Source organism: Escherichia sp. WS2035 (assembly GCF_046487065.1).
Taxonomy (GTDB): domain Bacteria; phylum Pseudomonadota; class Gammaproteobacteria; order Enterobacterales; family Enterobacteriaceae; genus Escherichia; species Escherichia coli.
Genome location: NZ_JBJQKD010000017.1, coordinates 45,558 through 68,049 on the forward strand (window position 1 = coordinate 45,558; position 22,492 = coordinate 68,049).

Genomic DNA, 22,492 nt, shown 5'->3' on the forward strand with positions numbered 1-22,492 from the left:
GTGCTGGATATTTTCCGGCACCGCAACTCATTAAGGCAGGTAAAACACTTCTTGCAGTTCGCTACTGACTGGGCTGTTATCCGCATTAGCGGGCATAACGTCGGTCATATATTTCCACCAACGTTGGCAAACATCTGTACTGGCAACCGCATTCCACCGCTCTTCAGATTCAATCTCTATCGTGGCAAATAGCAGATTACGCGCTTTGTCGAGATAGATGGCGTAGTTATGCGCACCGTGAGATTTCAGCACTGCTTCCAGTTCCGGCCAGATGGGATTATGCCGACGCTGATACTCTTCGTGGGCGTCGGGGTTTACCTGCATGACAAAGGCTTTGCGGATCATGTTTGCTCCTTACAGCGCCAGCGCACTGGCGAGTGGTGTAACGCCGAAACGCTGGCCGAGCGCTATCAACTCTTCACGGCTGATGGTCTGTTTCATGCCGCCCATCGAATAAACCTTCACTAATACTTGTGCTGATTTTTCTGCGGTGTCGATTAAACCGAAGGTTTCATCCAGCGTCGGCCCGCTGCCGAACACACCGTGGAAGGGCCACAACACCAGCGAATGTTTTTGCATCTCTTGTGCAGTTGCCTGGCCGATTTCGTCCGTGCCGGGCACCATCCACGGCAGAATGCCAACGCCATCCGGGAATACCACCAGACACTCGGTGCTGCCTTCCCACAGTTGGCGAGTGAAGACCGCGGTGTCGTTTTCAAGTACATAGGTGAGGGCGATCAGGTTGGTGGCGTGGCAGTGCATGATCACCCGATCTTTACCGTTGGTGGCTTTAATGCGCTCGCAGTGGGAGAGAAAGTGAGCCGGAAGTTCAGAAGTGGGAACGGCTTCGTTGGTTAACCCCCAAAGAATGTGGTAGCCCGCGCCGTCGCTGTCGACTTTTACGATGCCTAAGTTAGCCGCAGGATCAAGCTGGACGTTACGGAAGAATTTGCCGGAGCCGGTGACAATAAACGGTGTATTTGCCAGTAAAGGCATGGGCTGGCTGAGCGGGATATAGCGCGGTTGTTGGTGAAAATTGTCGTGATATGGTGCGATATCGGCGTCATCCAGGCGCAGCGTCAGGTTGCCGCCGTTGCGCTCGTCCCAGCCTTTCAGCCAGGCATCGGTGGTGGCTTTGATCATTCCCTGGACAAACCAGGACTGGGTTATGTTTTGCATGTTCTGTGTTCCTGTTAATTCGGTGTTGTCGGATGCACGACCTGTAGGCCGGATAAGGCACTCGCGCCACATCCGGCAATCAATGCCTGATGCGACGCTGTCGCGTCTTATCAGGCCTACAACTGTTGCTGACCCGTAGGCCGGATAAGGCACTCGTGCCGCATCCGGCAATCAATGCCTGATGCGACGCTGTCGCGTCTTATCAGGCCTACAACTATTGCCGACCCGTAGGCCGGATAAGGCACTTGTGCCGCATCCGGCAGTGTTTACCCGCGGCGACTCAAAATTTTTTTCTCATAAGTCCGCACGTTCTCCAGCCATTCGCTACCCGCTGGCGTATCGTGACGCTGACAATACATTTCCCATACCGCCTGCCACGGCAACGATTTCTGCTCTTCCAGTAGCGCCAGACGCGCAGTGTAATCGCCCGCCGCTTCCAGCTTGCGTAGCTCAGCGGTAGGTTCCAGCAACGCACGCAGCAGGGCTTTTTTCATATTGCGTGTACCAATGACCCACGCGGCAATGCGGTTGATAGAGGCATCGAAGAAGTCGAGGCCGATATGCACCCGGTCGAGCAGATCGTGACGAACAATCTCACTGGCAATCGCCTGGGTTTCATCATCCAGCAGCACTACGTGATCGCTGTCCCAGCGAACCGGACGGCTGACGTGCAGCAGCAACTGCGGCACATACAGCATGGCGGCGGAAATCTTGTCGGAAATCACTTCAGTCGGGTGGAAATGCCCGGCGTCCAGGCACAGCGCCGTCTGGCGGCTGGTGGCATACCCCAGGTAAAACTCATTGGAGCCAACCGTGTAGCTCTCCGCGCCAATGCCAAACAATTTGCTCTCAACGGCGTCGATATGGTGCGCAGGGTTTAGCTTCTCGCTGATCACTTCATCCAGTGCTGCCAGCAAACGCTGACGCGGGGCGAGACGGTCAACGGTGATATCTTTCATGCCATCCGGGATCCAGATGTTCATCACCGACGGTGTGCCGAGTTGCTCACCAAAATAGGCTGAAACACGGCGGCTGGCTTTACAGTGGTCAATCCAGAACTGGCGAATGCGGTCGTCGGCATGGGAAAGTGTAAAGCCATCGGCGCTTAGCGGATGTGAAAAACAGGAGGGGTTAAAATCCAGACCGAGCTGATTGGCTTTCGCCCATTCAACCCAGTTTTTGAAGTGCTCTGGTTTGATTTGGTCACGTGAGACTGGCGTGTCTGACTCCAGATAAATGGCATGCAAATTAAGCCGTTTTGGCCCCGGAATCAGCCGCATAGCCTGTTCCAGATCGGCACGCAGCTCGCTGGCATTACGCGCTTTGCCCGGATAATTACCAGTAGCCTGAATACCACCGGTCAGCGAACCTTCCGGGTTTTCAAAACCGGAAACATCATCGCCCTGCCAGCAGTGCATTGAAACGGGTAAACGATCAAGTTGGCGCAGTGCCTCCTCGACATCAATCCCTACTGCCGCGAAACGCTGTTTCGCAAGCTCCCAGGCCTGTTCCAGTTGAGTGGTCATGCGCAAAGCTCCTTTGTCTGTCGTGTAGAGTGAATCTGCGCCACATAGTGGGCAATTTCACTGTCAGGATTAGGGGTAAAGGTGGTCAGATTCGCGGTAGTGCTGACGACCTGACGGAAATCATCCACATTGTTGAGTTCATCCAGCGTCATTAACTGGATGCCGATATTGCCGAGCGTCGAGGCTTCAACAGGCCCGGCGATCACCCGAATACCGCAGGCATCGGCACACAGCTGGTTGAGCAGCGTGTTCTGGCAGCCGCCGCCGACAATATGCAGTTGCGAGAAATCTTCACCACGCAGCTGCGCCAGCTCATGCAACACATCGGCATACAGCAGCGCCAGACTGTCGAAAATACAGCGCGCCAGTTCAGCATCACTTTCCGGGATCGGTTGCGCCGTTTCCCGACACGCAGCCTGAATTTCGCTGCACATCTCGTCAGGATTAATAAAGCGATCGTCATTGGGATTGATGATGAAGCGGCAGGCCGGAAGTGCCTGTGTTGCGGCGATAAGCGCCGGAAGATCGTTGATTTGCCGCTCCTGAAGCACTCGCTGAAGCAGCCATAAGCCCATAATATTTTTCAGCACCCGATAGCGACCTTCCGCCCCGCCTTCGTTGGTGATATTGGCTGCCAGCGCCGTGTCATTGGTAAATGGCGTCTGGCTTTCGAAGCCCATCAATGACCAGGTGCCAGAAGAGAGATAAGCGGCGCGTGAACCGTTTAACGGCGAGGCGATAACCGCGCTGGCGGTATCATGGCTGGCAACGGCGACCACCGGAATCTCATTACCCTGCGGGCAAATCCAGTGACCTATGACATTACCCGGATGCGTCGGGCGACCAAACCAGGCTTTGTTGGCACCGCTCCACGCCAGTAGCGACTCGTCCCAGTCGTCGCTATTGATATTGACCAGTTGCGTGGTCGTGGCGTTGGTATATTCCCAGTTCATCTTGCCGGTCAGGCGATAACTAAAGTAATCCGGTATCAGCAAAGCGTGAGCAATGTGTGGAATAAGTTCTGGTTGCTGCTCTGTCAGTGCACGTAGCTGATAGATCGTATTGAAGGGCAAAAACTGGATGCCGCTACGTTGATAAATATCGCGTTTGCCGAGTTGCTGTTGTGCCTGCGCCATTAGGCCATTGGTGCGGCTATCGCGGTAAGCAACGGGCAGACCCACGCGCTGACCGTGCTGGTCGAGCAGCACAAAGTCCACGCCCCAGGTATCAATCCCAATGCTATCGATACGAATCCCTTCCTCGCACACCTTGTTTAATCCAAGGCGAATGGCACTTTCCAGGCTATCCACATTCCAGGTGACATAACCGTTCTGGCTATGCAGGCCATTGTTAAAACGATGGATTTCGCGCAGCGTCAGGCTGCGGCATTCACGCTCGTAACGCGCCAGCATCACGCGCCCACTGGATGCGCCGAGATCGACGGCGACACAATTGCGAAAGGTCATAATGTGATCCTGCTGAATTTCATTACGACCAGTCTAAAAAGCGCCTGAATTCGTGACCTTCTCGTTACTGACAGGAAAATGGGCCATTGGCAACCAGGGAAAGATGAACGTGATGATGTTCACAATTTGCTTCATTGTGGTGATGTGATGCTCACCGCATTTCCTGAAAATTCACGCTGTATCTTGAAAAATCGACGTTTTTTACGTGGTTTTCCGTCGAAAATTTAAGGTAAGAACCTGACCTCGTGATTACTATTTCGCCGTGTTGACGACATCAGGAGGCCAGTATGACCGTATTACATAGTGTGGATTTTTTTCCGTCTGGTAACGCGTCCGTGGCGATAGAACCCCGGCTCCCGCAGGCGGATTTTCCTGAACATCATCATGATTTTCATGAAATTGTGATTGTCGAACATGGCACGGGTATTCATGTATTTAATGGGCAGCCCTATACCATCACCGGTGGGACGGTTTGTTTCGTACGCGATCATGATCGGCATCTGTATGAACATACCGATAATCTGTGTCTGACCAATGTGCTGTATCGCTCGCCGGATCGATTTCAGTTTCTCGCCGGGCTGAATCAGTTGCTGCCACAAGAGCAGGATGGGCAGTATCCGTCTCACTGGCGCGTTAACCATTGCGTATTACAGCAGGTGCGCCAACTGGTTGCACAGTTGGAACAACAAGAAGAGGGAAATGATTTACCCTCGACCGCCAGTCGTGAAATTCTGTTTATGCAATTACTGCTCTTACTGCGTAAAAGCAGTTTGCAGGAGAGCGTGGAAAACAGCGCATCACGTCTCAACTTGCTTCTGGCCTGGCTGGAGGACCATTTTGCCGATGAGGTGAATTGGGATGCAGTGGCGGCTCAATTTTCTCTTTCATTGCGTACGCTACATCGGCAGCTTAAGCAGCAAACGGGACTGACGCCTCAGCGTTACCTGAACCGCCTGCGACTGATGAAAGCCCGACATCTGCTACGCCACAGCGAGGCCAGCGTTACTGACATCGCCTATCGCTGCGGATTCAGCGACAGTAACCACTTTTCGACGCTTTTTCGCCGAGAGTTTAACTGGTCACCGCGTGATATTCGTCAGGGACGGGATGGTTTTCTGCAATAACGCGAATCTTCTCAACGTATTTGTACGCCATATTGCGAATAATCAACTTCGTTCTCTGGCCGAGGTAGCCACGGTGGCGCATCAGTTAAAACTTCTCAAAGATGATTTTTTTGCCAGCGACCAGCAGGCAGTCGCTGTGGCTGACCGTTATCCGCAAGATGTCTTTGCCGAACATACACATGATTTTTGTGAGCTGGTGATTGTCTGGCGCGGTAATGGTCTGCATGTACTCAACGATCGCCCTTATCGCATTACCCGTGGCGATCTCTTTTATATTCATGCTGACGATAAACACTCCTACGCTTCCGTTAACGATCTGGTTTTGCAGAATATTATTTATTGCCCGGAGCGGCTGAAGCTGAATCTTGACTGGCAGGGCGCGATTCCGGGATTTAGCGCCAGCGCAGGGCAACCACACTGGCGCTTAGGTAGCGTGGGGATGGCGCAGGCGCGGCAGGTTATCGGTCAGCTTGAGCATGAAAGTAGTCAGCATGTGTCGTTTGCTAACGAAATGGCTGAGTTGCTGTTCGGGCAGTTGGTGATGTTGCTGAATCGCCATCGTTACACCAGTGATTCGTTGCCGCCAACATCCAGCGAAACATTGCTGGATAAGCTGATTACCCGGCTGGCGGCTAGCCTGAAAAGTCCCTTTGCGCTGGATAAATTTTGTGATGAGGCATCATGCAGTGAGCGTGTTTTGCGTCAGCAATTTCGCCAGCAGACTGGAATGACCATCAATCAATATCTGCGGCAGGTCAGAGTGTGTCATGCGCAATATCTTCTCCAGCATAGCCGCCTGTTAATCAGTGATATTTCGACCGAATGTGGCTTTGAAGATAGTAACTATTTTTCGGTGGTGTTTACCCGGGAAACCGGGATGACGCCCAGCCAGTGGCGTCATCTCAATTCGCAGAAAGATTAATTCGCCATGCCGATGCCGACGATGTTAGCGGCGACAATAATCACCACACAACCGAGGCTCAACACCGTTACCGGACGGCGTCCTGCATTGTTCCACTCTTTCAGCACCAGCCCGACGATACCGCCGCACAATACATAGAAGCTCATATGCAGCATCCAGCTGATGTAGTCATACTGCGCCGGAATGCGGGCGTGGCCCCAGGCATAGAAAAAGAATTGCAGATACCACATCAACCCGCCCAGTGCTGAGAGTAACACATTGTGAATGATCAGCGGTTTTGCCAGCGAGAAGTCGGCTTTTAGCGACAAATCTTTCACTTTGGCCAGACGAATGAAGCAGAAGCCGAGGTTGATGATTGCGCCGCCGCCCATGATGACAACATAGCTTGGCAAAGCGACATACAGGGGATCGACGCCCAGCGCGGCAGCGGCTTCATGCATCGGTTTTGCGGCGTTCATCGCAAAGGACATCCCGGCAGAGAAAATGCCGCACATCACCGCCAGCACCAGCCCTTTTTTCAGATTGAACTCTTCGGCTTTAATGCCCATCTTGCGCTCTTTCAACTGCCCGGCGCGAGTTACAATCCCTACGCCAATCAGCGCCACCAGAACGCCGAGCAACGTCATGCGTCCGCCTTCGGTATTAATCAGCACATCGAAATTGCCGTTGATAATTGGCGTCATCAGCGTACCGACAATCAACGTAATGCCAATGGCGATGCCAATTCCCATCGACATGCCGAGATAACGCATGGTCAGGCCGTAGTTGATATTACCGATCCCCCACATAGCGCCGAACAGAAAAACAGGCAGCAGCGTAGAGAGACTAAATGAGCTGTAATACGCCCAGAAATTCGGTAGTAACAGGGCGCTGATGGCCCACGGCAGGATAATCCACGAAACAATCCCACCGACTGACCACATGGTTTCCCATGACCACTTTTTTACTTTTTTGAACGGCGCGTAAAAACAGGCTGCACTGGCCGCGCCGATCAAATGCCAAAATATCCCCATCGTAATCGCGTTACTCATCTTCTTATCCTCATCATTTTTCGTCGCGTCACATCTCCGACGAGATGAGTGTAAAAATTGAGCTGTCGATTAACCTTTCGCCTGTTGCCGCCGCTGCCGATTTACTGGCAATCACGGCATTAAGTGGGTGATTTGCTTCACATCTTGGGCATTTTCCTGCAAAACCATACCCTTATGAAAAGTACGGCATTGATAATCATTTTCAATATCATTTAATTAACTATAATGAACCAACTGCTTACGCGGCATTAACAATCGGCCGCCCGACCACACTGGAGATGAATATGAGTTATACCCTGCCATCCCTGCCGTATGCTTACGATGCCCTGGAACCGCACTTCGATAAGCAGACCATGGAAATCCACCACACCAAACACCATCAGGCCTACGTTAACAACGCCAATGCGGCGCTGGAAAGCCTGCCAGAATTCGCTAACCTGCCGGTTGAAGAGCTGATCACCAAACTGGACCAGCTGCCAGCAGACAAGAAAACCGTACTGCGCAATAACGCTGGCGGTCACGCTAACCACAGTCTGTTCTGGAAAGGTCTGAAAAAAGGCACCACCCTGCAGGGCGACCTGAAAGCGGCTATCGAACGTGATTTCGGTTCCGTTGATAATTTCAAAGCAGAATTTGAAAAAGCGGCAGCTTCCCGCTTTGGTTCCGGCTGGGCATGGCTGGTGCAAAAAGGCGATAAACTGGCGGTGGTTTCTACTGCTAACCAGGACTCTCCGCTGATGGGCGAAGCCATTTCTGGCGCTTCCGGCTTCCCGATTGTGGGCCTGGATGTGTGGGAACATGCTTACTACCTGAAATTCCAGAACCGCCGTCCGGACTACATTAAAGAGTTCTGGAACGTGGTGAACTGGGACGAAGCAGCGGCACGTTTCGCGGCGAAAAAATAATCATTTGACGCCTGCTGCAATGAGGCGTTTACGCCGCATTGCAGCTTAAAAAATGAACCATCGCCAACGGCGGTGGTTTTTTTGTGATCACTTTCAAAATAAAAACAACGATCCGATAAAAATAAAACATCGTTTCAATTGATGTGGTTTTGATCACTTTTATTGATCAAATGAATGTTTATCTTCGTTTCCATCAACACTGATGCTCCGTTGAGGAATGACGCATCAGCCCTTAAAAATATGCCGACAGGTGATGGAAATGCAGATAAAACGCTCGATTGAGAAAATCCCGGGGGGGATGATGCTCGTCCCGCTATTCCTTGGCGCACTGTGCCACACCTTCTCGCCGGGGGCGGGGAAATATTTTGGATCATTCACCAACGGGATGATTACCGGTACGGTGCCCATTCTGGCGGTGTGGTTTTTTTGCATGGGGGCGTCAATAAAATTAAGCGCGACGGGAACGGTACTGCGTAAATCCGGTACGCTGGTGGTAACTAAAATTGCCGTCGCGTGGGTGGTTGCGGCAATTGCCTCGCGCATTATTCCGGAACATGGTGTTGAAGTTGGATTTTTTGCCGGACTTTCAACGTTGGCGCTGGTGGCGGCGATGGATATGACCAACGGCGGACTTTACGCTTCCATCATGCAGCAGTACGGCACAAAAGAAGAAGCTGGGGCATTTGTGTTGATGTCGTTGGAGTCCGGGCCGCTCATGACGATGATTATTCTGGGCACTGCCGGGATTGCCTCGTTTGAACCGCATGTTTTCGTCGGCGCAGTATTGCCGTTCCTGGTGGGCTTTGCCCTGGGGAACCTTGACCCTGAGTTACGAGAATTTTTCAGCAAAGCGGTGCAGACGCTGATTCCATTCTTTGCCTTCGCACTGGGCAATACCATTGATTTGACTGTAATTGCCCAGACAGGTTTGCTGGGGATCCTGTTGGGTGTGGCAGTAATTATCGTGACCGGTATTCCGTTGATTATCGCCGATAAATTGATTGGCGGTGGCGATGGCACTGCCGGAATTGCCGCTTCCAGTTCCGCTGGGGCCGCGGTAGCGACACCTGTGCTGATTGCAGAAATGGTGCCTGCGTTTAAACCTATGGCTCCGGCAGCAACTTCGCTGGTAGCGACGGCGGTCATTGTGACTTCGATTCTGGTGCCAATTCTTACCTCTATCTGGTCACGTAAAGTCAAAGCCAGAGCGGCGAAAATCGAAATTTTAGGTACGGTGAAATAAACCAGCTTCCTTAATCCCCACAGCCGGATGAACTAACGTTCGTCCGGTTTTCAATTGCGTTTCTGCCTGGATACTTACCGCGAAAACAGCACGCCTGACATAAAATAAATATGGTCTAATGGGGAAATTTCTCGTGGAGAGGGAACAGATGCGATATCCGGTTGATGTATACACAGGCAAGATTCAGGCTTATCCCGAAGGCAAACCCAGCGCAATTGCCAAAATCCAGGTTGATGGTGAGTTGATGCTGACGGACCTGGGGCTGGAAGGTGACGAACAGGCGGAGAAAAAGATCCACGGCGGGCCAGACAGAGCGCTGTGTCATTATCCTCGTGAGCATTATCTCTACTGGGCGCGGGAATTTCCGGAACAGGCGGAGCTGTTTGTTGCGCCTGCGTTTGGCGAAAATCTCTCAACCGACGGTCTGACGGAAAGTAATGTTTATATTGGTGATATTTTCCGCTGGGGAGAGGCATTAATTCAGGTCAGCCAGCCACGCTCACCTTGCTATAAACTCAATTACCATTTTGATATCAGCGATATAGCGCAGTTGATGCAAAACACGGGTAAAGTGGGGTGGTTGTATAGCGTAATTGCACCAGGGTTGGTATCTGCTGATGCGCCACTGGAGTTGGTTTCCCGTGTCAGCGATGTGACCGTGCAGGAGGCTGCCGCCATCGCATGGCATATGCCGTTTGATGACGATCAGTATCACCGTTTACTCTCCGTTGCAGGGTTATCGAAAAGCTGGACGCGAACGATGCAAAAGCGCCGACTGAGCGGCAAGATCGAAGATTTTTCCCGCCGTTTGTGGGGAAAATAACCCCGGAGTGTAGGCCTGATAAGACGCTATCAGCGTCGCATCAGGCATCCTGCTCAAATGCCGGATGCGGCGTAAACGCCTTATCCAGCCTACAAAACCCATAAATTCAACAGGTTTTGTAGGCCTGATAAGCGTAGTGCATCAGGCATTTTTTTACCTGAAGGTTGACGTTATGACCGCTTATACAGCGGCAACCAAATCACCAGCCGTAAACCGCCCAGCGGGCTGTCTTCTGCCTTCACCCAGCCACGATGCTGCTGAATGGCGGTTTCAACAATCGCCAGCCCCAAACCTGTACCGCCAGATTCACGATCGCGTGCTTCATCGGTCCGATAGAACGGACGGAAAATCTGTTCGCGATCTTCCGGGCTAACGCCAGGACCATCGTCGTCCACCGTAATGGTGATACCGTCTTTATCTACCGCAAAGCCCACTTCAATCTTCGTATGGGAATAACGCAGAGCATTACGAACAATGTTTTCCAGCGCACTTTCCAGGGCGTTCGGGTTGCCGTACAGCGGCCACGGCCCAGGTGGGAAGTTAACCGTCAACGACTTGCCCATTTGCTCGGCTTCGAACGCCGCGTTATCCAGCACTTCACTCCACAACTGGTTGGCTTTGATGGTCTCGCTAACCAGCGCATTTTTCTGCTGATTACGTGACATCACCAACAGATCGTTGATCATGCTGTCCAGACGTTGCGCTTCGGTTTCAATACGCTCCAGTTCCTTGCTTTCACCGCTACGACGGCGCAGTAACGCCGTACCCAGTTGCAGACGCGTCAGCGGGGTGCGCAGTTCGTGAGAGATATCAGAAAGTAGACGCTGCTGAGAGGTCATCATGCGCTCCAGCGCGGTGACCATCTGGTTAAAACTGGCACCGGCGGCAAGGAATTCCTGTGGCCCCGCTTCCAGTTCCGGGTGCTGGCGTAAGTTTCCCTGGGCAACTTCATCGGCAGCGTTTTTCAGCTTACGCGCCGGTTTTGCCAGACTCCAGGCCAACCACAACAGCAGCGGCGTACTGACCAGCATGGTGACAATCAGCAGTAATAGCGGGCGGTCAAACAGTAAGTTTATGAAATCGGATTGAGAACTGCTGGCCGGACGAATCAGATAAAGTTGGTAATTATCTTCGCCATCACGCACGGAGAACGGACCGACCAGTTCCACGCGGCCATACTTTTTCTTCTGCGGATGATCGGCGTTATCGGCCTGACCAATAAAGTTACGAATGATCTGCATTTCGCTGCGTTCAGCGCCGATCACGCGGCCTTCGGTGGTCACCAGTAACAAACGCTGTCCTGGCGGTGCCCACTTATCAATCGCCCGGAACAGACGCCGCCACCACATTAAATCGTTGGGCGGATCGTTCGCCAGCTCCGCTTCGACATGCTGCTCAATCATCAGACCCTGACGCTGTTCGCTATCCAGAAGCTCGGTCATCTGGCGTGAATCGAGCTTGGGTAACATCAAAACCAACATCAACACCAGCGCCAGCGTCAGCCAGAAGATGGCGAAGATGCGCGCGGTTAAGCTGCCTATCATGAAGCAGAAACCATCAGATAGCCGCGACCACGCAAGGTTTTAAACCACGGGTGACCATCTTTACGATCCGGCAGTTTACGACGCAGGTTGGAAATGTGCATATCGATAGCGCGGTCGAAAGGCGTCAGGCGCTTGCCCAGCACTTCCTGGCTTAAATGCTCACGGGAAACCACCTGACCCAGATGCTGTGCCAGCAAATAGAGCAGGGTAAACTCCGTACCGGTTAACTCCAGCGTTTGCCCGTCGAAGGTGGCTTCCTGGCGACCAGGATTGAGACTTAAGGCATCAACTTCCAGTGTCGGTGAACCGTTGTCGTTGTTTTGCTGTTGTTCGCTCCAGTGCGAACGGCGCAGGATCGCGCGAATACGTGCCACCAGCTCACGATCATTAAACGGTTTCGGGAGATAGTCATCTGCGCCCAGCTCAAGGCCGAGAACGCGATCAAGTTCACTGCCGCGCGCCGTCAACATAATGACAGGCGTCTGGTGTGTCTGGCGAAGTGCTTTTAATGTGTCGATACCATTTTTCTTCGGCATCATTACATCAAGCAAAAGTAAATCAATGCTGTCGTCCAGAAGATCAAGCGCCTGTTCCCCATCGTGGGCAACAATCACGTTGAAGCCTTCCATCTCGAGCAGCTCCTTTAATAGGGAAGTCAGCTCTCGGTCATCATCAACTAACAGGATTTTATTCATTGTTTAAATACCTCCGAGGCAGAAATTACGTCATCAGACGTCGCTAATCCATGACTTTACGTTGTTTTACACCCCCTGACGCATGTTTGCAGCCTGAATCGTAAACTCTCTATCGTTGAATCGCGACAGAAAGATTTTGGGAGCAAATGATGCGCATAGTTACCGCTGCCGTCATGGCCTCAACGCTGGCAGTCAGTTCATTAAGCCACGCTGCTGAAGTCGGTTCAGGCGATAACTGGCATCCGGGTGAAGAACTTACGCAGCGCAGTACGCAGAGCCATATGTTCGACGGCATAAGTTTAACCGAACATCAGCGTCAGCAGATGCGAGATCTTATGCAACAGGCCCGGCACGAACAGCCTCCTGTTAATGTTAGCGAACTGGAGACAATGCATCGCCTTGTCACCGCAGAAAATTTTGATGAAAACGCTGTGCGCGCACAGGCAGAAAAAATGGCGAATGAGCAAATTGCTCGTCAGGTTGAGATGGCAAAAGTCCGCAACCAAATGTATCGCCTGTTAACGCCGGAGCAGCAAGCGGTTTTAAACGAGAAACATCAACAACGAATGGAGCAGTTGCGCGACGTGACGCAATGGCAAAAAAGTTCATCGTTGAAGCTATTGAGTAGTAGCAACTCACGTTCCCAGTAGTAAACCCTGTTTTCCTTGCCATAGACACCATCCCTGTCTTCCCCCACATGATGTGGGGGTTTTTTTTATCCTCAATTTGCCTGCTGCTTAATGCATTGCAGATGATTTGCTTCCGTTATACTACCGTCAGTTGATAGCGGGAGTATTTATGAATCAATCTTATGGACGGCTGGTCAGTCGGGCGGCGATTGCTGCGACGGCGATGGCTTCGCTGCTATTGCTGATTAAAATTTTTGCATGGTGGTATACCGGGTCGGTGAGTATTCTCGCCGCGCTGGTGGATTCGCTGGTGGATATCGGTGCGTCGTTGACGAATTTACTGGTGGTGCGATATTCCCTGCAACCTGCCGACGATAATCACTCGTTTGGTCACGGTAAAGCTGAGTCCCTCGCGGCGCTGGCGCAAAGTATGTTTATCTCCGGTTCGGCACTATTCCTGTTTTTGACGGGTATTCAACATCTGGTATCTCCAACACCGATGACAGATCCAGGCGTCGGGGTTATCGTGACAATTGTGGCGCTAATTTGTACGATTATCCTTGTCTCGTTTCAGCGTTGGGTGGTGCGCCGGACGCAAAGCCAGGCGGTGCGGGCTGATATGCTACATTACCAGTCTGATGTTATGATGAACGGCGCAATTCTGCTGGCGCTGGGGTTGTCCTGGTACGGCTGGCATCGCGCCGATGCTCTGTTTGCATTGGGGATCGGCATCTATATTTTATATAGCGCGTTACGCATGGGATATGAGGCGGTACAGTCATTACTGGATCGCGCATTGCCTGATGAGGAACGGCAAGAAATTATTGATATCGTGACTTCCTGGCCGGGTGTTAGCGGCGCTCACGATCTTCGCACGCGGCAGTCAGGGCCGACCCGCTTTATTCAGATTCATTTGGAAATGGAAGACTCTCTGCCTTTGGTTCAGGCACATATGGTGGCGGATCAGGTAGAGCAGGCTATTTTACGGCGTTTTCCGGGATCGGATGTGATTATCCATCAGGACCCCTGTTCCGTCGTACCCAGGGAGGGTAAACGGTCTATGCTTTCATAATCAGTATAAAAGAGAGCCAGACCCGCATTTTGTGTATAAAATACCGCCATTTGGCCTGACCTGAATCAATTCAGCAGGAAGTGATTGTTATACTATTTGCACATTCGTTGGATCACTTCGATGTGCAAGAAGACTTCCGGCAACAGATTTCATTTTGCATTCCAAAGTTCAGAGGTAGTCATGATTAAGAAAATCGGTGTGTTGACAAGCGGCGGTGATGCGCCAGGCATGAACGCCGCAATTCGCGGGGTTGTTCGTTCTGCGCTGACAGAAGGTCTGGAAGTAATGGGCATTTATGACGGCTATCTGGGTCTGTATGAAGACCGTATGGTACAGCTAGACCGTTACAGCGTTTCTGACATGATCAACCGTGGCGGTACGTTCCTCGGTTCTGCGCGTTTCCCGGAATTCCGCGACGAGAACATCCGCGCCGTGGCTATCGAAAACCTGAAAAAACGTGGGATCGACGCGCTGGTGGTTATCGGCGGTGACGGTTCCTACATGGGTGCAATGCGTCTGACCGAAATGGGCTTCCCGTGCATCGGCCTGCCGGGCACTATCGACAACGACATCAAAGGCACTGACTACACTATCGGTTTCTTCACTGCGCTGAGCACCGTTGTAGAAGCGATCGACCGTCTGCGTGACACCTCTTCTTCTCACCAGCGTATTTCCGTGGTGGAAGTGATGGGCCGTTATTGTGGCGATCTGACGTTGGCTGCGGCCATTGCCGGTGGCTGTGAATTCGTTGTGGTTCCGGAAGTTGAATTCAGCCGTGAAGACCTGGTAAACGAAATCAAAGCGGGTATCGCGAAAGGTAAAAAACACGCGATCGTGGCGATTACCGAACATATGTGTGATGTTGACGAACTGGCGCATTTCATCGAGAAAGAAACCGGTCGTGAAACCCGCGCAACTGTGCTGGGCCACATCCAGCGCGGTGGTTCTCCGGTGCCTTACGACCGTATTCTGGCTTCCCGTATGGGCGCTTACGCTATCGATCTGCTGCTGGCAGGTTACGGTGGTCGTTGCGTAGGTATCCAGAACGAACAGCTGGTTCACCACGACATCATCGACGCTATCGAAAACATGAAGCGTCCGTTCAAAGGCGACTGGCTGGACTGCGCGAAAAAACTGTATTAATGATTTCGGAAAAAGGCAGATTCCTTTAGCCTGAAACCGATGACAGAAGCAAAAAGGCCTGATGCGCTTCGCTTATCAGGCCTACATGAATTCTGTAATCTATTGAATTTGCAAACTTTTGTAGGCCGGATAAGGCGTTTGTGCCGCATCCGGCATGGACAAAGCGCACTTTGTCAGCAATATGAGGCGGATTTCTTCCGCCTTTTTAATCCCCCAACATATACTCGCAAGTTATAGCCAATCTTTTTTTATTCTTTAATGTTTGGTCAACCTTCTGGCACGCTTTGCTCATCACAACACAACATAAGAGAGTCGGGCGATGAAAAAGTGGGGCGTAGGGTTAACATTTTTGCTGGTGGCAACCAGCGTTATGGCAAAGGATATTCAGCTTCTTAACGTTTCATATGATCCAACGCGCGAATTGTACGAACAGTACAACAAGGCATTCAGCGCCCACTGGAAACAGCAAACTGGCGATAACGTGGTGATTCGTCAGTCACACGGTGGTTCAGGCAAACAAGCGACGTCGGTAATCAACGGTATTGAAGCTGATGTTGTCACGCTGGCTCTGGCCTATGACGTGGACGCAATTGCGGAACGCGGGCGGATTGATAAAGAGTGGATCAAACGTCTGCCGGATAACTCCGCACCGTACACTTCCACCATTGTTTTCTTGGTACGTAAGGGTAATCCGAAGCAGATCCATGACTGGAACGATCTGATTAAACCGGGTGTTTCGGTGATCACGCCTAATCCGAAAAGCTCTGGTGGCGCGCGCTGGAATTACCTGGCAGCCTGGGGCTACGCGCTTCATCACAACAACAACGATCAGGCAAAAGCACAGGATTTTGTTCGGGCACTGTATAAAAACGTCGAAGTTCTGGATTCTGGCGCGCGTGGATCCACTAACACTTTTGTCGAGCGCGGAATTGGCGATGTACTGATTGCCTGGGAAAACGAAGCTCTGCTGGCAGCGAATGAACTGGGGAAAGATAAATTCGAAATCGTCACGCCGAGTGAGTCTATCCTCGCAGAGCCAACCGTGTCGGTGGTCGATAAAGTGGTCGAGAAAAAAGGCACCAAAGAGGTGGCGGAAGCCTACCTGAAATATCTCTACTCGCCAGAAGGTCAGGAAATTGCAGCGAAAAACTACTACCGTCCGCGCGACGCTGAGGTAGCGAAAAAGTACGAAAATGCGTTTCCAAAATTGAAGTTATTCACCATTGATGAAGAGTTCGGCGGCTGGACGAAAGCGCAAAAAGAGCATTTTGCTAACGGCGGTACGTTCGATCAGATCAGCAAACGCTGATTTCCCCAGGATAATTATCAAGCCCGGTGGTTTCTCGCCACTGGGTTTTTTATTTGTCACGATTTTGCGTTACCCTTGCATCTCTTTGAGGTACAGGGAAAAAAAGATGAAAAAAGCGGGTCTTCTTTTTTTGGTGATGATAGTTATCGCCGTTGTGACTGCCGGTATTGGTTACTGGAAATTAACCGGTGAAGAGTCAGACACGTTACGTAAGATAGTTCTTGAGCAATGTTTGCCCAACCAGCAGGAAAACCAAAACCCGTCGCCATGTGCGGAAGTCAAACCCAACGCCGGATACGTGGTTTTAAAAGATCGTCATGGCCCACTGCAATATCTGTTAATGCCAACGTACCGTATTAACGGTACTGAAAGCCCATTGTTGACCGATCCGTCAACGCCTAATTTTTTCTGGTTAGCCTGGCAGGCGCGTGATTTTATGAGCCAAAAATACGGCCAGCCTGTTCCCGATCGCGCGGTATCTCTGGCGATCAACTCCCGCACCGGGCGTACGCAAAACCATTTTCATATTCATATTTCTTGTATTCGTCCTGATGTGCGCGAACAGCTGGATAACAATCTGGCGAACATCAGTAGCCGCTGGTTGCCACTGCCAGGTGGTTTGCGTGGGCATGAGTACCTGGCGCGTCGGGTAACGGAAAGCGAACTGGTACAACGCAGCCCATTTATGATGCTGGCGGAAGAAGTGCCTGAGGCGCGGGAACATATGGGAAGCTACGGGCTGGCGATGGTACGGCAGAGTGATAACTCATTTGTATTGCTGGCGACACAACGAAATCTACTGACGCTGAACCGTGCTTCAGCCGAAGAAATCCAGGATCATCAGTGTGAGATTTTGCGTTAAGGCGAGGAGTTTAGGAAAGTAAGTGCCGGATATGAAATCCGGCACCTGTCAGACTTAAGCCTGTTTAGCCGCTTCTGCAGCTTTAACGATCACGGCGAAAGCGTCAGCTTTCAGAGAAGCACCGCCAACCAGCGCGCCGTCGATGTCTGGCTGAGCAAACAGTTCTGCAGCGTTAGACGCGTTTACAGAGCCGCCGTACTGAATGATCACTTGTTCAGCGATGTTAGCGTCAACTTTAGCAATGTGGTCACGGATGAATTTGTGAACAGCCTGTGCCTGAGCCGGAGTTGCAGATTTGCCAGTACCGATTGCCCATACAGGTTCGTAAGCGATAACCGCACCTTCGAATGCCGCAGCACCCTGGGTTTTCAGTACCGCGTCGATCTGACGTGCACAAACTTCTTCAGTTTTGCCCGCTTCGTTTTCCGCTTCGGTTTCACCGATGCACAGAACCGGAGTTAGACCCTGCTCTTTCAGCACCGCGAATTTTTTCGCGATCAGTTCGTCAGATTCTTTGTGGTAAGTACGACGTTCAGAGTGGCCGATGATGATGTACTGTGCGCCGATGTCTTTCAGCATAGCAGCAGAGGTTTCACCGGTGAATGCGCCGGACAGGTTCAGGTCCACGTTTTGCGCACCCAGCATGATGTGGCTGCCTTCAGCTTCACGCTTCGCCATATCGATGTACATTTCCGGTGGTGCGATTGCAACCGCACAGCCAGCAACACCTGCCAGCTCTTTACGCAGGTTAGAAACCAGCTCGTGAACCATGTGGCGGCTGCCGTTCAGTTTCCAGTTACCCATCACTAAAGGATGTCGCATTTTAATTCTCCACGCTTATAAGCGAATAAAGGAAGATGGCCGCCCCGCAGGGCAGCAGGTCTGTGAAACAGTATAGAGATTCATCGGCACAAAGGCTTTGCTTTTTGTCATTTATTCAAACCTTCAAGCGATTCAGATAGCGCCAGCTTAATCGGTTCAACAGCGAAGGTCAGCCCCTTTTCGCCGTTGTCCGCGACAACATAACGCAGTGCACCTTCTGTCTCGGTGTAATAACGTTTGTTTTTCCCCGCCGTTAGTAGCGACTGCAGTTTTTTCTGGCTTTGAGTTTTGGTCATTAATGGGGTGAGTGTGCGGATCACCGCTGCCATGTATGCCTGAGCTTTCGCTTTCGCGGCTTTTTGCTCTGGCCCCTGGATGGGTAGCCAGGTTATTTGAATGCTTTTGATTTTTAAGGTACCGCGCTCCAGCGCAGTAGAAGCATACAAGTTCTCGTTAATTTTACTTGCTGCACGAGTGAGATTGGCTTTGTCGGGACTGCTGTCGATGGCACGAAATTCGTTCAGTGGCAGGCTGGGATTCTGGCTGTTAAAGTCTTCTCGAAACTGGCTGATGGAGAGATCGAAAGTAGGGGCTCCAGCCAGCAGATAAGGCGCGGTCGTTGCCGTATCTGGTGTTTGTGCATGCGCCGTTGTTGTAACGGTTAATGCAGAACATAAGAGAATAAACAGCGTACACCCTGGCTTCATTGACAGTACCTTTTGTTATGACTGGCTCCGATTAAAACGATATCTGTCGCCCTTGTCAAAAGGGTAGAATCCTGGAAAAGACAACCATCAAGGAACTTACATGACCATACAGCAATGGTTATTCTCATTTAAAGGGCGTATTGGACGCCGTGATTTCTGGATTTGGATAGGCCTGTGGTTCGCAGGCATGCTGGTGCTTTTCTCACTGGCGGGTAAAAATTTACTCGATATTCAGACCGCGGCGTTTTGCCTTGTGTGCTTGCTTTGGCCAACAGCGGCAGTAACCGTTAAGCGCTTGCATGATCGCGGGCGTTCCGGCGCATGGGCATTTCTGATGATTGTGGCGTGGATGCTGCTGGCGGGTAACTGGGCAATTTTGCCGGGGGTATGGCAATGGGCGGTGGGGCGTTTTATCCCAACACTGATTCTGGTGATGATGCTTATCGATCTTGGTGCGTTTGTTGGCACACAAGGCGAAAATAAATATGGTAAAGATACCCAGGATGTGAAGTATAAAGCCGACAATAAATCAAGTAATTAACCTTTAATATATCTCTTATCGCTATTTTTTTCCGGGATTGTTATTTCCACGATGCAAGTGACAATGCCCGGAAAATCCTTCTGAACTCTTCACCTTAAGCAATATCAAAAAAAATGGTAATCCATAAGATCATTACTTGTTTGTTCTTCCTTTAACGGCGCATTATTCTTAAGTCGTAATCGACAGAGAGGCGAATATACAGAGGTGCCCTATGAAAGATGTCGTAGATAAATGCAGTACTAAAGGATGTGCGATTGATATCGGTACGGTGATTGATAACGACAACTGTACCAGTAAGTTTTCGCGCTTTTTTGCCACCCGCGAAGAAGCAGAGTCCTTTATGACCAAACTGAAAGAGCTTGCCGCCGCTGCATCCTCTGCAGATGAAGGGGCCAGCGTGGCCTATAAGATTAAAGATCTGGAAGGGCAAGTTGAGCTTGATGCGGCCTTCACCTTCTCATGCCAGGCCGAGATGATTATTTTTGAGTTATCACTGCGTTCGTTAGCTTGATGGAGTTGCTTTAGAAGGAGTTAAACATGGCTTATAAACACATTGGCGTGGCAATTTCCGGGAATGAAGAAGATGCCTTACTGGTGAATAAAGCCCTGGAGCTCGCCAGACATAATGACGCTCACCTGACGTTAATTCATATTGATGATGGCTTAAGCGAGTTGTATCCGGGTATCTACTTCCCTGCAACAGAAGATATTCTTCAATTGTTGAAGAATAAGTCGGATAACAAGCTGTATAAACTGACGAAAAATATTCAATGGCCGAAGACAAAACTGCGTATTGAACGCGGAGAAATGCCGGAAACACTGCTGGAAATTATGCAAAAAGAGCAGTGCGACCTCCTTGTCTGTGGTCATCACCACTCATTTATCAACCGTTTGATGCCGGCATATCGCGGGATGATCAATAAGTTGAGTGCGGATCTCTTGATCGTGCCGTTTATCGACAAGTAACCGCTTACCAGTAATGCTCCGCTGTCATATGGCCCGGTCGGCGACGTAAATGTTTCGTCATCTGCCGGGTCTCTTTCAGCAACTGTTGTGTATCGCGCACCATCTGTGGATTGCCGCACAGCATCACATGGCTGGTTTCTTTATTCATCGGCAGGCCAACCGCGCTTTCCAGTTCACCACTTTCAATTAACGCCGGTATCCGCCCAGTGAGCGAACCCGCAGCCGTTTCCCGACTGACCACCGTCTGAATGCGCAGTTTCCCCTCGTAGCGTTTTTCCAGTTCCTGCATCAGAGGTAGATAGCTTAAGTCGGCGGCATATCGTGCGGCGTGAACCAGCACCATGTTTTTGAAGCGTTCTAAATCTTTGCCCAATTGCAGAATCGATAAATAAGGGCCAATCGCCGTACCAGTCGCCAGCATCCACAGTGTTTCGCAGTCAGGGACTTCATCCAGCACAAAGAAGCCTGCCGCCTCACTAACCACTTGCACTTCATCACCCGGTTTTAGCGCCGCCAGTCGCGGGCTTAATTTGCCATCGGGGACGGTGACCAGGTAAAACTCCAGATCGGGATTGTCGGGCGAGTTAACGTAAGAGTAGGCACGCTGAACGCGTTCGCCTTCAATTTCAAGGCCAAGTTTGGTGAATTGCCCGGCGGTAAACGGAAGCACGGGAGCGTGAACGGTGAGACTAAACAGGGCGTCGGTCCAGTTCTGCACTTTAGTGACTTTGCCTGTTACCCAATCAGCCATGTTTTTCTCCTGTTTTGATTGACTTGCCTTATCTTCGTTCTCCGAACAAAAAAATTCCAGTCCCGAAGGACTGGAAGGCTCAATCGATCAAATCACTCAGAGAATGTGCACCTGCATTTCCGGGTCTTTACGATCCAGATAGTGGATGGACTGAATGCGACGAATGGTGCGTGATTTACCACGGATCAGCAGCGTTTCGGTGGTGGCGATATTGCCTTTGCGGCTAATGCCTTCCAGCAGATCGCCTTTGGTAATACCGGTGGCAGAGAAGATGACGTTGTCGCTGCGCGCCATATCGCCCAAACGCAATACTTTACCGGCTTCGATGCCCATCGCTTTGCAGCGTGCCAGCTCCTGCTCGCCAATGCGACGATTCTCTTCGTTGTCGCCTTTGACGTCATGACGTGCCAGCAGACGACCATTCATGTCGCCATCTAATGCGCGGATCACCGCCGCAGAAACCACGCCTTCCGGCGCGCCGCCAATGCCGTACAGCACATCGACTTCACTGTCCGGCATACAGGTGAGAATTGAGGCTGCAACGTCGCCGTCCGGAATAGCAAATACGCGTACGCCGAGTTGTTGCATTTCAGCGATAACGGCATCGTGGCGCGGTTTTGCCAGAATCGTTACCGTCAGTTCGCTCAACGGTTTGCCGAGCGCCGCCGCAACATTGCGCAGGTTATCCGCCAGCGGCAGGTTCAGATCAATGGTGCCTTTGGCTCCCGGTCCGACGATCAGCTTCTCCATATACATATCTGGCGCGTTGAGGAAACAGCCTTTATCGCCTACTGCCAGCACCGCCAGCGCGTTAGCCTGGCCCATCGCCGTCATGCGCGTGCCTTCAATCGGATCAACAGCAATATCTACCGCGTCGCCGCGACCAGTACCGACTTTTTCACCAATGTAGAGCATCGGTGCTTCGTCGATTTCACCTTCACCAATGACGATGGTGCCGTCAATGTTGACCTGGTTGAGCATAATACGCATGGCGTTTACCGCCGCGCCGTCCGCGGTGTTTTTATCGCCGCGTCCTAACCATTTGTAGCCAGCCAGCGCCGCTGATTCGGTGACGCGGGAAAATTCGATGGCAAGTTCTCGTCTCATAGCAAACTCTAAGCAGTAAGGAATGGCGCGAAGTGTAGCACAGGGGAAGGGCGGGATTATTGATGTGTGCGGGGTTGCCCCCGCACGGTTTCAGAGTCTGCGTGATGCCGGATGTGTATCCGACT

The 22,492-nt window shown here is 51.4% G+C and carries 24 protein-coding genes; 13 read left to right on the forward strand and 11 right to left on the reverse strand.

Features of this window, described 5'->3' with window-relative positions; all coding sequences use genetic code 11:
* Window positions 1-30: 30 nt before the first annotated feature.
* The 4 genes from rhaM to rhaB all read right to left on the reverse strand — a co-directional run bounded on the left by rhaM (window position 31) and on the right by rhaB (window position 4,171).
* A complete protein-coding gene (gene rhaM, locus ACJHX4_RS22190) occupies window positions 31-345 on the reverse strand; it encodes an L-rhamnose mutarotase (RefSeq protein ID WP_000619499.1) in 315 nt (104 codons plus the stop codon).
* Window positions 346-354: 9 nt separating this feature from the next.
* On the reverse strand, window positions 355-1,179 hold the full coding sequence (gene rhaD, locus ACJHX4_RS22195) for a rhamnulose-1-phosphate aldolase (RefSeq protein WP_001179746.1): 825 nt from the start codon (window positions 1,177-1,179) through the stop codon (window positions 355-357).
* 266 nt (window positions 1,180-1,445) lie between these two features.
* The gene (gene rhaA, locus ACJHX4_RS22200) at window positions 1,446-2,705 is read right to left on the reverse strand and encodes an L-rhamnose isomerase (protein ID WP_001296617.1); all 1,260 of its coding nucleotides are present in this window, start codon (window positions 2,703-2,705) and stop codon (window positions 1,446-1,448) included.
* The gene (gene rhaB / locus ACJHX4_RS22205) at window positions 2,702-4,171 is read right to left on the reverse strand and encodes a rhamnulokinase (RefSeq protein ID WP_000144100.1); all 1,470 of its coding nucleotides are present in this window, start codon (window positions 4,169-4,171) and stop codon (window positions 2,702-2,704) included. Before rhaB ends, rhaA begins: the two co-directional genes overlap by 4 nt.
* A gap of 287 nt (window positions 4,172-4,458) precedes the next feature.
* Here rhaB and rhaS point away from each other — a divergent pair, with 287 nt between their 5' ends.
* Together rhaS and rhaR are read left to right on the forward strand one after the other, a co-directional pair.
* On the forward strand, window positions 4,459-5,295 hold the full coding sequence (gene rhaS / locus ACJHX4_RS22210) for an HTH-type transcriptional activator RhaS (RefSeq protein ID WP_000217147.1): 837 nt from the start codon (window positions 4,459-4,461) through the stop codon (window positions 5,293-5,295).
* 73 nt (window positions 5,296-5,368) lie between these two features.
* Window positions 5,369-6,217, forward strand: a complete 849-nt coding sequence (rhaR, locus tag ACJHX4_RS22215; protein ID WP_001298410.1) for an HTH-type transcriptional activator RhaR — start codon at window positions 5,369-5,371, stop codon at window positions 6,215-6,217.
* On the opposite strand, the gene rhaT is transcribed toward rhaR, so the two are convergent.
* The gene (gene rhaT / locus ACJHX4_RS22220; protein ID WP_000063507.1) at window positions 6,214-7,248 is read right to left on the reverse strand and encodes an L-rhamnose/proton symporter RhaT; all 1,035 of its coding nucleotides are present in this window, start codon (window positions 7,246-7,248) and stop codon (window positions 6,214-6,216) included. The genes rhaR and rhaT overlap by 4 nt on opposite strands.
* Window positions 7,249-7,532: 284 nt before the next feature.
* Here rhaT and sodA point away from each other — a divergent pair, with 284 nt between their 5' ends.
* The 3 genes from sodA (at window position 7,533) to yiiM (ending at window position 10,219) form a co-directional block, all read left to right on the forward strand.
* Window positions 7,533-8,153, forward strand: coding sequence for a superoxide dismutase [Mn] (gene sodA, locus ACJHX4_RS22225; protein WP_001296619.1), 621 nt, complete (start codon window positions 7,533-7,535; stop codon window positions 8,151-8,153).
* 259 nt (window positions 8,154-8,412) lie between these two features.
* Window positions 8,413-9,396 carry a 2-keto-3-deoxygluconate transporter gene (gene kdgT / locus ACJHX4_RS22230; RefSeq protein ID WP_001166063.1) on the forward strand — a complete coding sequence of 328 codons (984 nt, stop codon included), beginning with the start codon at window positions 8,413-8,415 and terminating at the stop codon, window positions 9,394-9,396.
* Window positions 9,397-9,544: 148 nt separating this feature from the next.
* The gene (yiiM, locus tag ACJHX4_RS22235; protein ID WP_001270242.1) at window positions 9,545-10,219 is read left to right on the forward strand and encodes a 6-hydroxyaminopurine reductase; all 675 of its coding nucleotides are present in this window, start codon (window positions 9,545-9,547) and stop codon (window positions 10,217-10,219) included.
* Window positions 10,220-10,389: 170 nt separating this feature from the next.
* Here the strand turns inward: yiiM and cpxA are convergent, their stop codons facing one another.
* Window positions 10,390-11,763 (reverse strand): envelope stress sensor histidine kinase CpxA, encoded by a 1,374-nt coding sequence (cpxA, locus tag ACJHX4_RS22240; protein ID WP_000580417.1) that lies wholly within the window; start codon window positions 11,761-11,763, stop codon window positions 10,390-10,392.
* Entirely contained in the window at window positions 11,760-12,458 is a 699-nt protein-coding gene (gene cpxR / locus ACJHX4_RS22245) for an envelope stress response regulator transcription factor CpxR (protein WP_001033720.1), read from the reverse strand. Before cpxR ends, cpxA begins: the two co-directional genes overlap by 4 nt.
* A 149-nt stretch (window positions 12,459-12,607) precedes the next feature.
* Between cpxR and cpxP the strand changes: the two genes are divergently transcribed.
* The 5 genes from cpxP (at window position 12,608) to cdh (ending at window position 17,473) form a co-directional block, all read left to right on the forward strand.
* Window positions 12,608-13,108, forward strand: a complete 501-nt coding sequence (gene cpxP / locus ACJHX4_RS22250) for a cell-envelope stress modulator CpxP (RefSeq protein WP_001223800.1) — start codon at window positions 12,608-12,610, stop codon at window positions 13,106-13,108.
* A gap of 148 nt (window positions 13,109-13,256) precedes the next feature.
* Window positions 13,257-14,159 carry a CDF family cation-efflux transporter FieF gene (fieF, locus tag ACJHX4_RS22255; RefSeq protein WP_001076748.1) on the forward strand — a complete coding sequence of 301 codons (903 nt, stop codon included), beginning with the start codon at window positions 13,257-13,259 and terminating at the stop codon, window positions 14,157-14,159.
* Between the two features lie 180 nt (window positions 14,160-14,339).
* On the forward strand, window positions 14,340-15,302 hold the full coding sequence (gene pfkA / locus ACJHX4_RS22260) for a 6-phosphofructokinase (protein WP_000591795.1): 963 nt from the start codon (window positions 14,340-14,342) through the stop codon (window positions 15,300-15,302).
* Window positions 15,303-15,621: 319 nt separating this feature from the next.
* A complete protein-coding gene (gene sbp / locus ACJHX4_RS22265; RefSeq protein WP_000758732.1) occupies window positions 15,622-16,611 on the forward strand; it encodes a sulfate/thiosulfate ABC transporter substrate-binding protein Sbp in 990 nt (329 codons plus the stop codon).
* 106 nt (window positions 16,612-16,717) lie between these two features.
* Window positions 16,718-17,473: a CDP-diacylglycerol diphosphatase gene (gene cdh / locus ACJHX4_RS22270; protein ID WP_001296622.1), complete on the forward strand. Its 756-nt coding sequence runs from the start codon at window positions 16,718-16,720 to the stop codon at window positions 17,471-17,473.
* Between the two features lie 54 nt (window positions 17,474-17,527).
* On the opposite strand, the gene tpiA is transcribed toward cdh, so the two are convergent.
* Together tpiA and ACJHX4_RS22280 are read right to left on the reverse strand one after the other, a co-directional pair.
* Window positions 17,528-18,295 carry a triose-phosphate isomerase gene (gene tpiA, locus ACJHX4_RS22275; protein ID WP_001216325.1) on the reverse strand — a complete coding sequence of 256 codons (768 nt, stop codon included), beginning with the start codon at window positions 18,293-18,295 and terminating at the stop codon, window positions 17,528-17,530.
* 107 nt (window positions 18,296-18,402) lie between these two features.
* Window positions 18,403-19,002, reverse strand: a complete 600-nt coding sequence (locus ACJHX4_RS22280; protein ID WP_000802235.1) for a YiiQ family protein — start codon at window positions 19,000-19,002, stop codon at window positions 18,403-18,405.
* Between the two features lie 100 nt (window positions 19,003-19,102).
* Here ACJHX4_RS22280 and ACJHX4_RS22285 point away from each other — a divergent pair, with 100 nt between their 5' ends.
* From ACJHX4_RS22285 to uspD, 3 genes are all read left to right on the forward strand, one after another.
* Window positions 19,103-19,543, forward strand: a complete 441-nt coding sequence (locus tag ACJHX4_RS22285) for a DUF805 domain-containing protein (protein WP_000155252.1) — start codon at window positions 19,103-19,105, stop codon at window positions 19,541-19,543.
* A gap of 211 nt (window positions 19,544-19,754) precedes the next feature.
* The gene (locus ACJHX4_RS22290) at window positions 19,755-20,054 is read left to right on the forward strand and encodes a DUF406 domain-containing protein (protein ID WP_000655986.1); all 300 of its coding nucleotides are present in this window, start codon (window positions 19,755-19,757) and stop codon (window positions 20,052-20,054) included.
* 26 nt (window positions 20,055-20,080) lie between these two features.
* Window positions 20,081-20,509 carry a universal stress protein UspD gene (gene uspD, locus ACJHX4_RS22295; RefSeq protein WP_000323555.1) on the forward strand — a complete coding sequence of 143 codons (429 nt, stop codon included), beginning with the start codon at window positions 20,081-20,083 and terminating at the stop codon, window positions 20,507-20,509.
* A gap of 4 nt (window positions 20,510-20,513) precedes the next feature.
* On the opposite strand, the gene fpr is transcribed toward uspD, so the two are convergent.
* Both fpr and glpX read right to left on the reverse strand, forming a co-directional pair.
* Window positions 20,514-21,260: a ferredoxin--NADP(+) reductase gene (gene fpr / locus ACJHX4_RS22300; protein WP_000796342.1), complete on the reverse strand. Its 747-nt coding sequence runs from the start codon at window positions 21,258-21,260 to the stop codon at window positions 20,514-20,516.
* Window positions 21,261-21,356: 96 nt separating this feature from the next.
* Entirely contained in the window at window positions 21,357-22,367 is a 1,011-nt protein-coding gene (gene glpX / locus ACJHX4_RS22305) for a class II fructose-bisphosphatase (protein WP_001250644.1), read from the reverse strand.
* Between the last annotated feature and the right edge of the window lie 125 nt (window positions 22,368-22,492).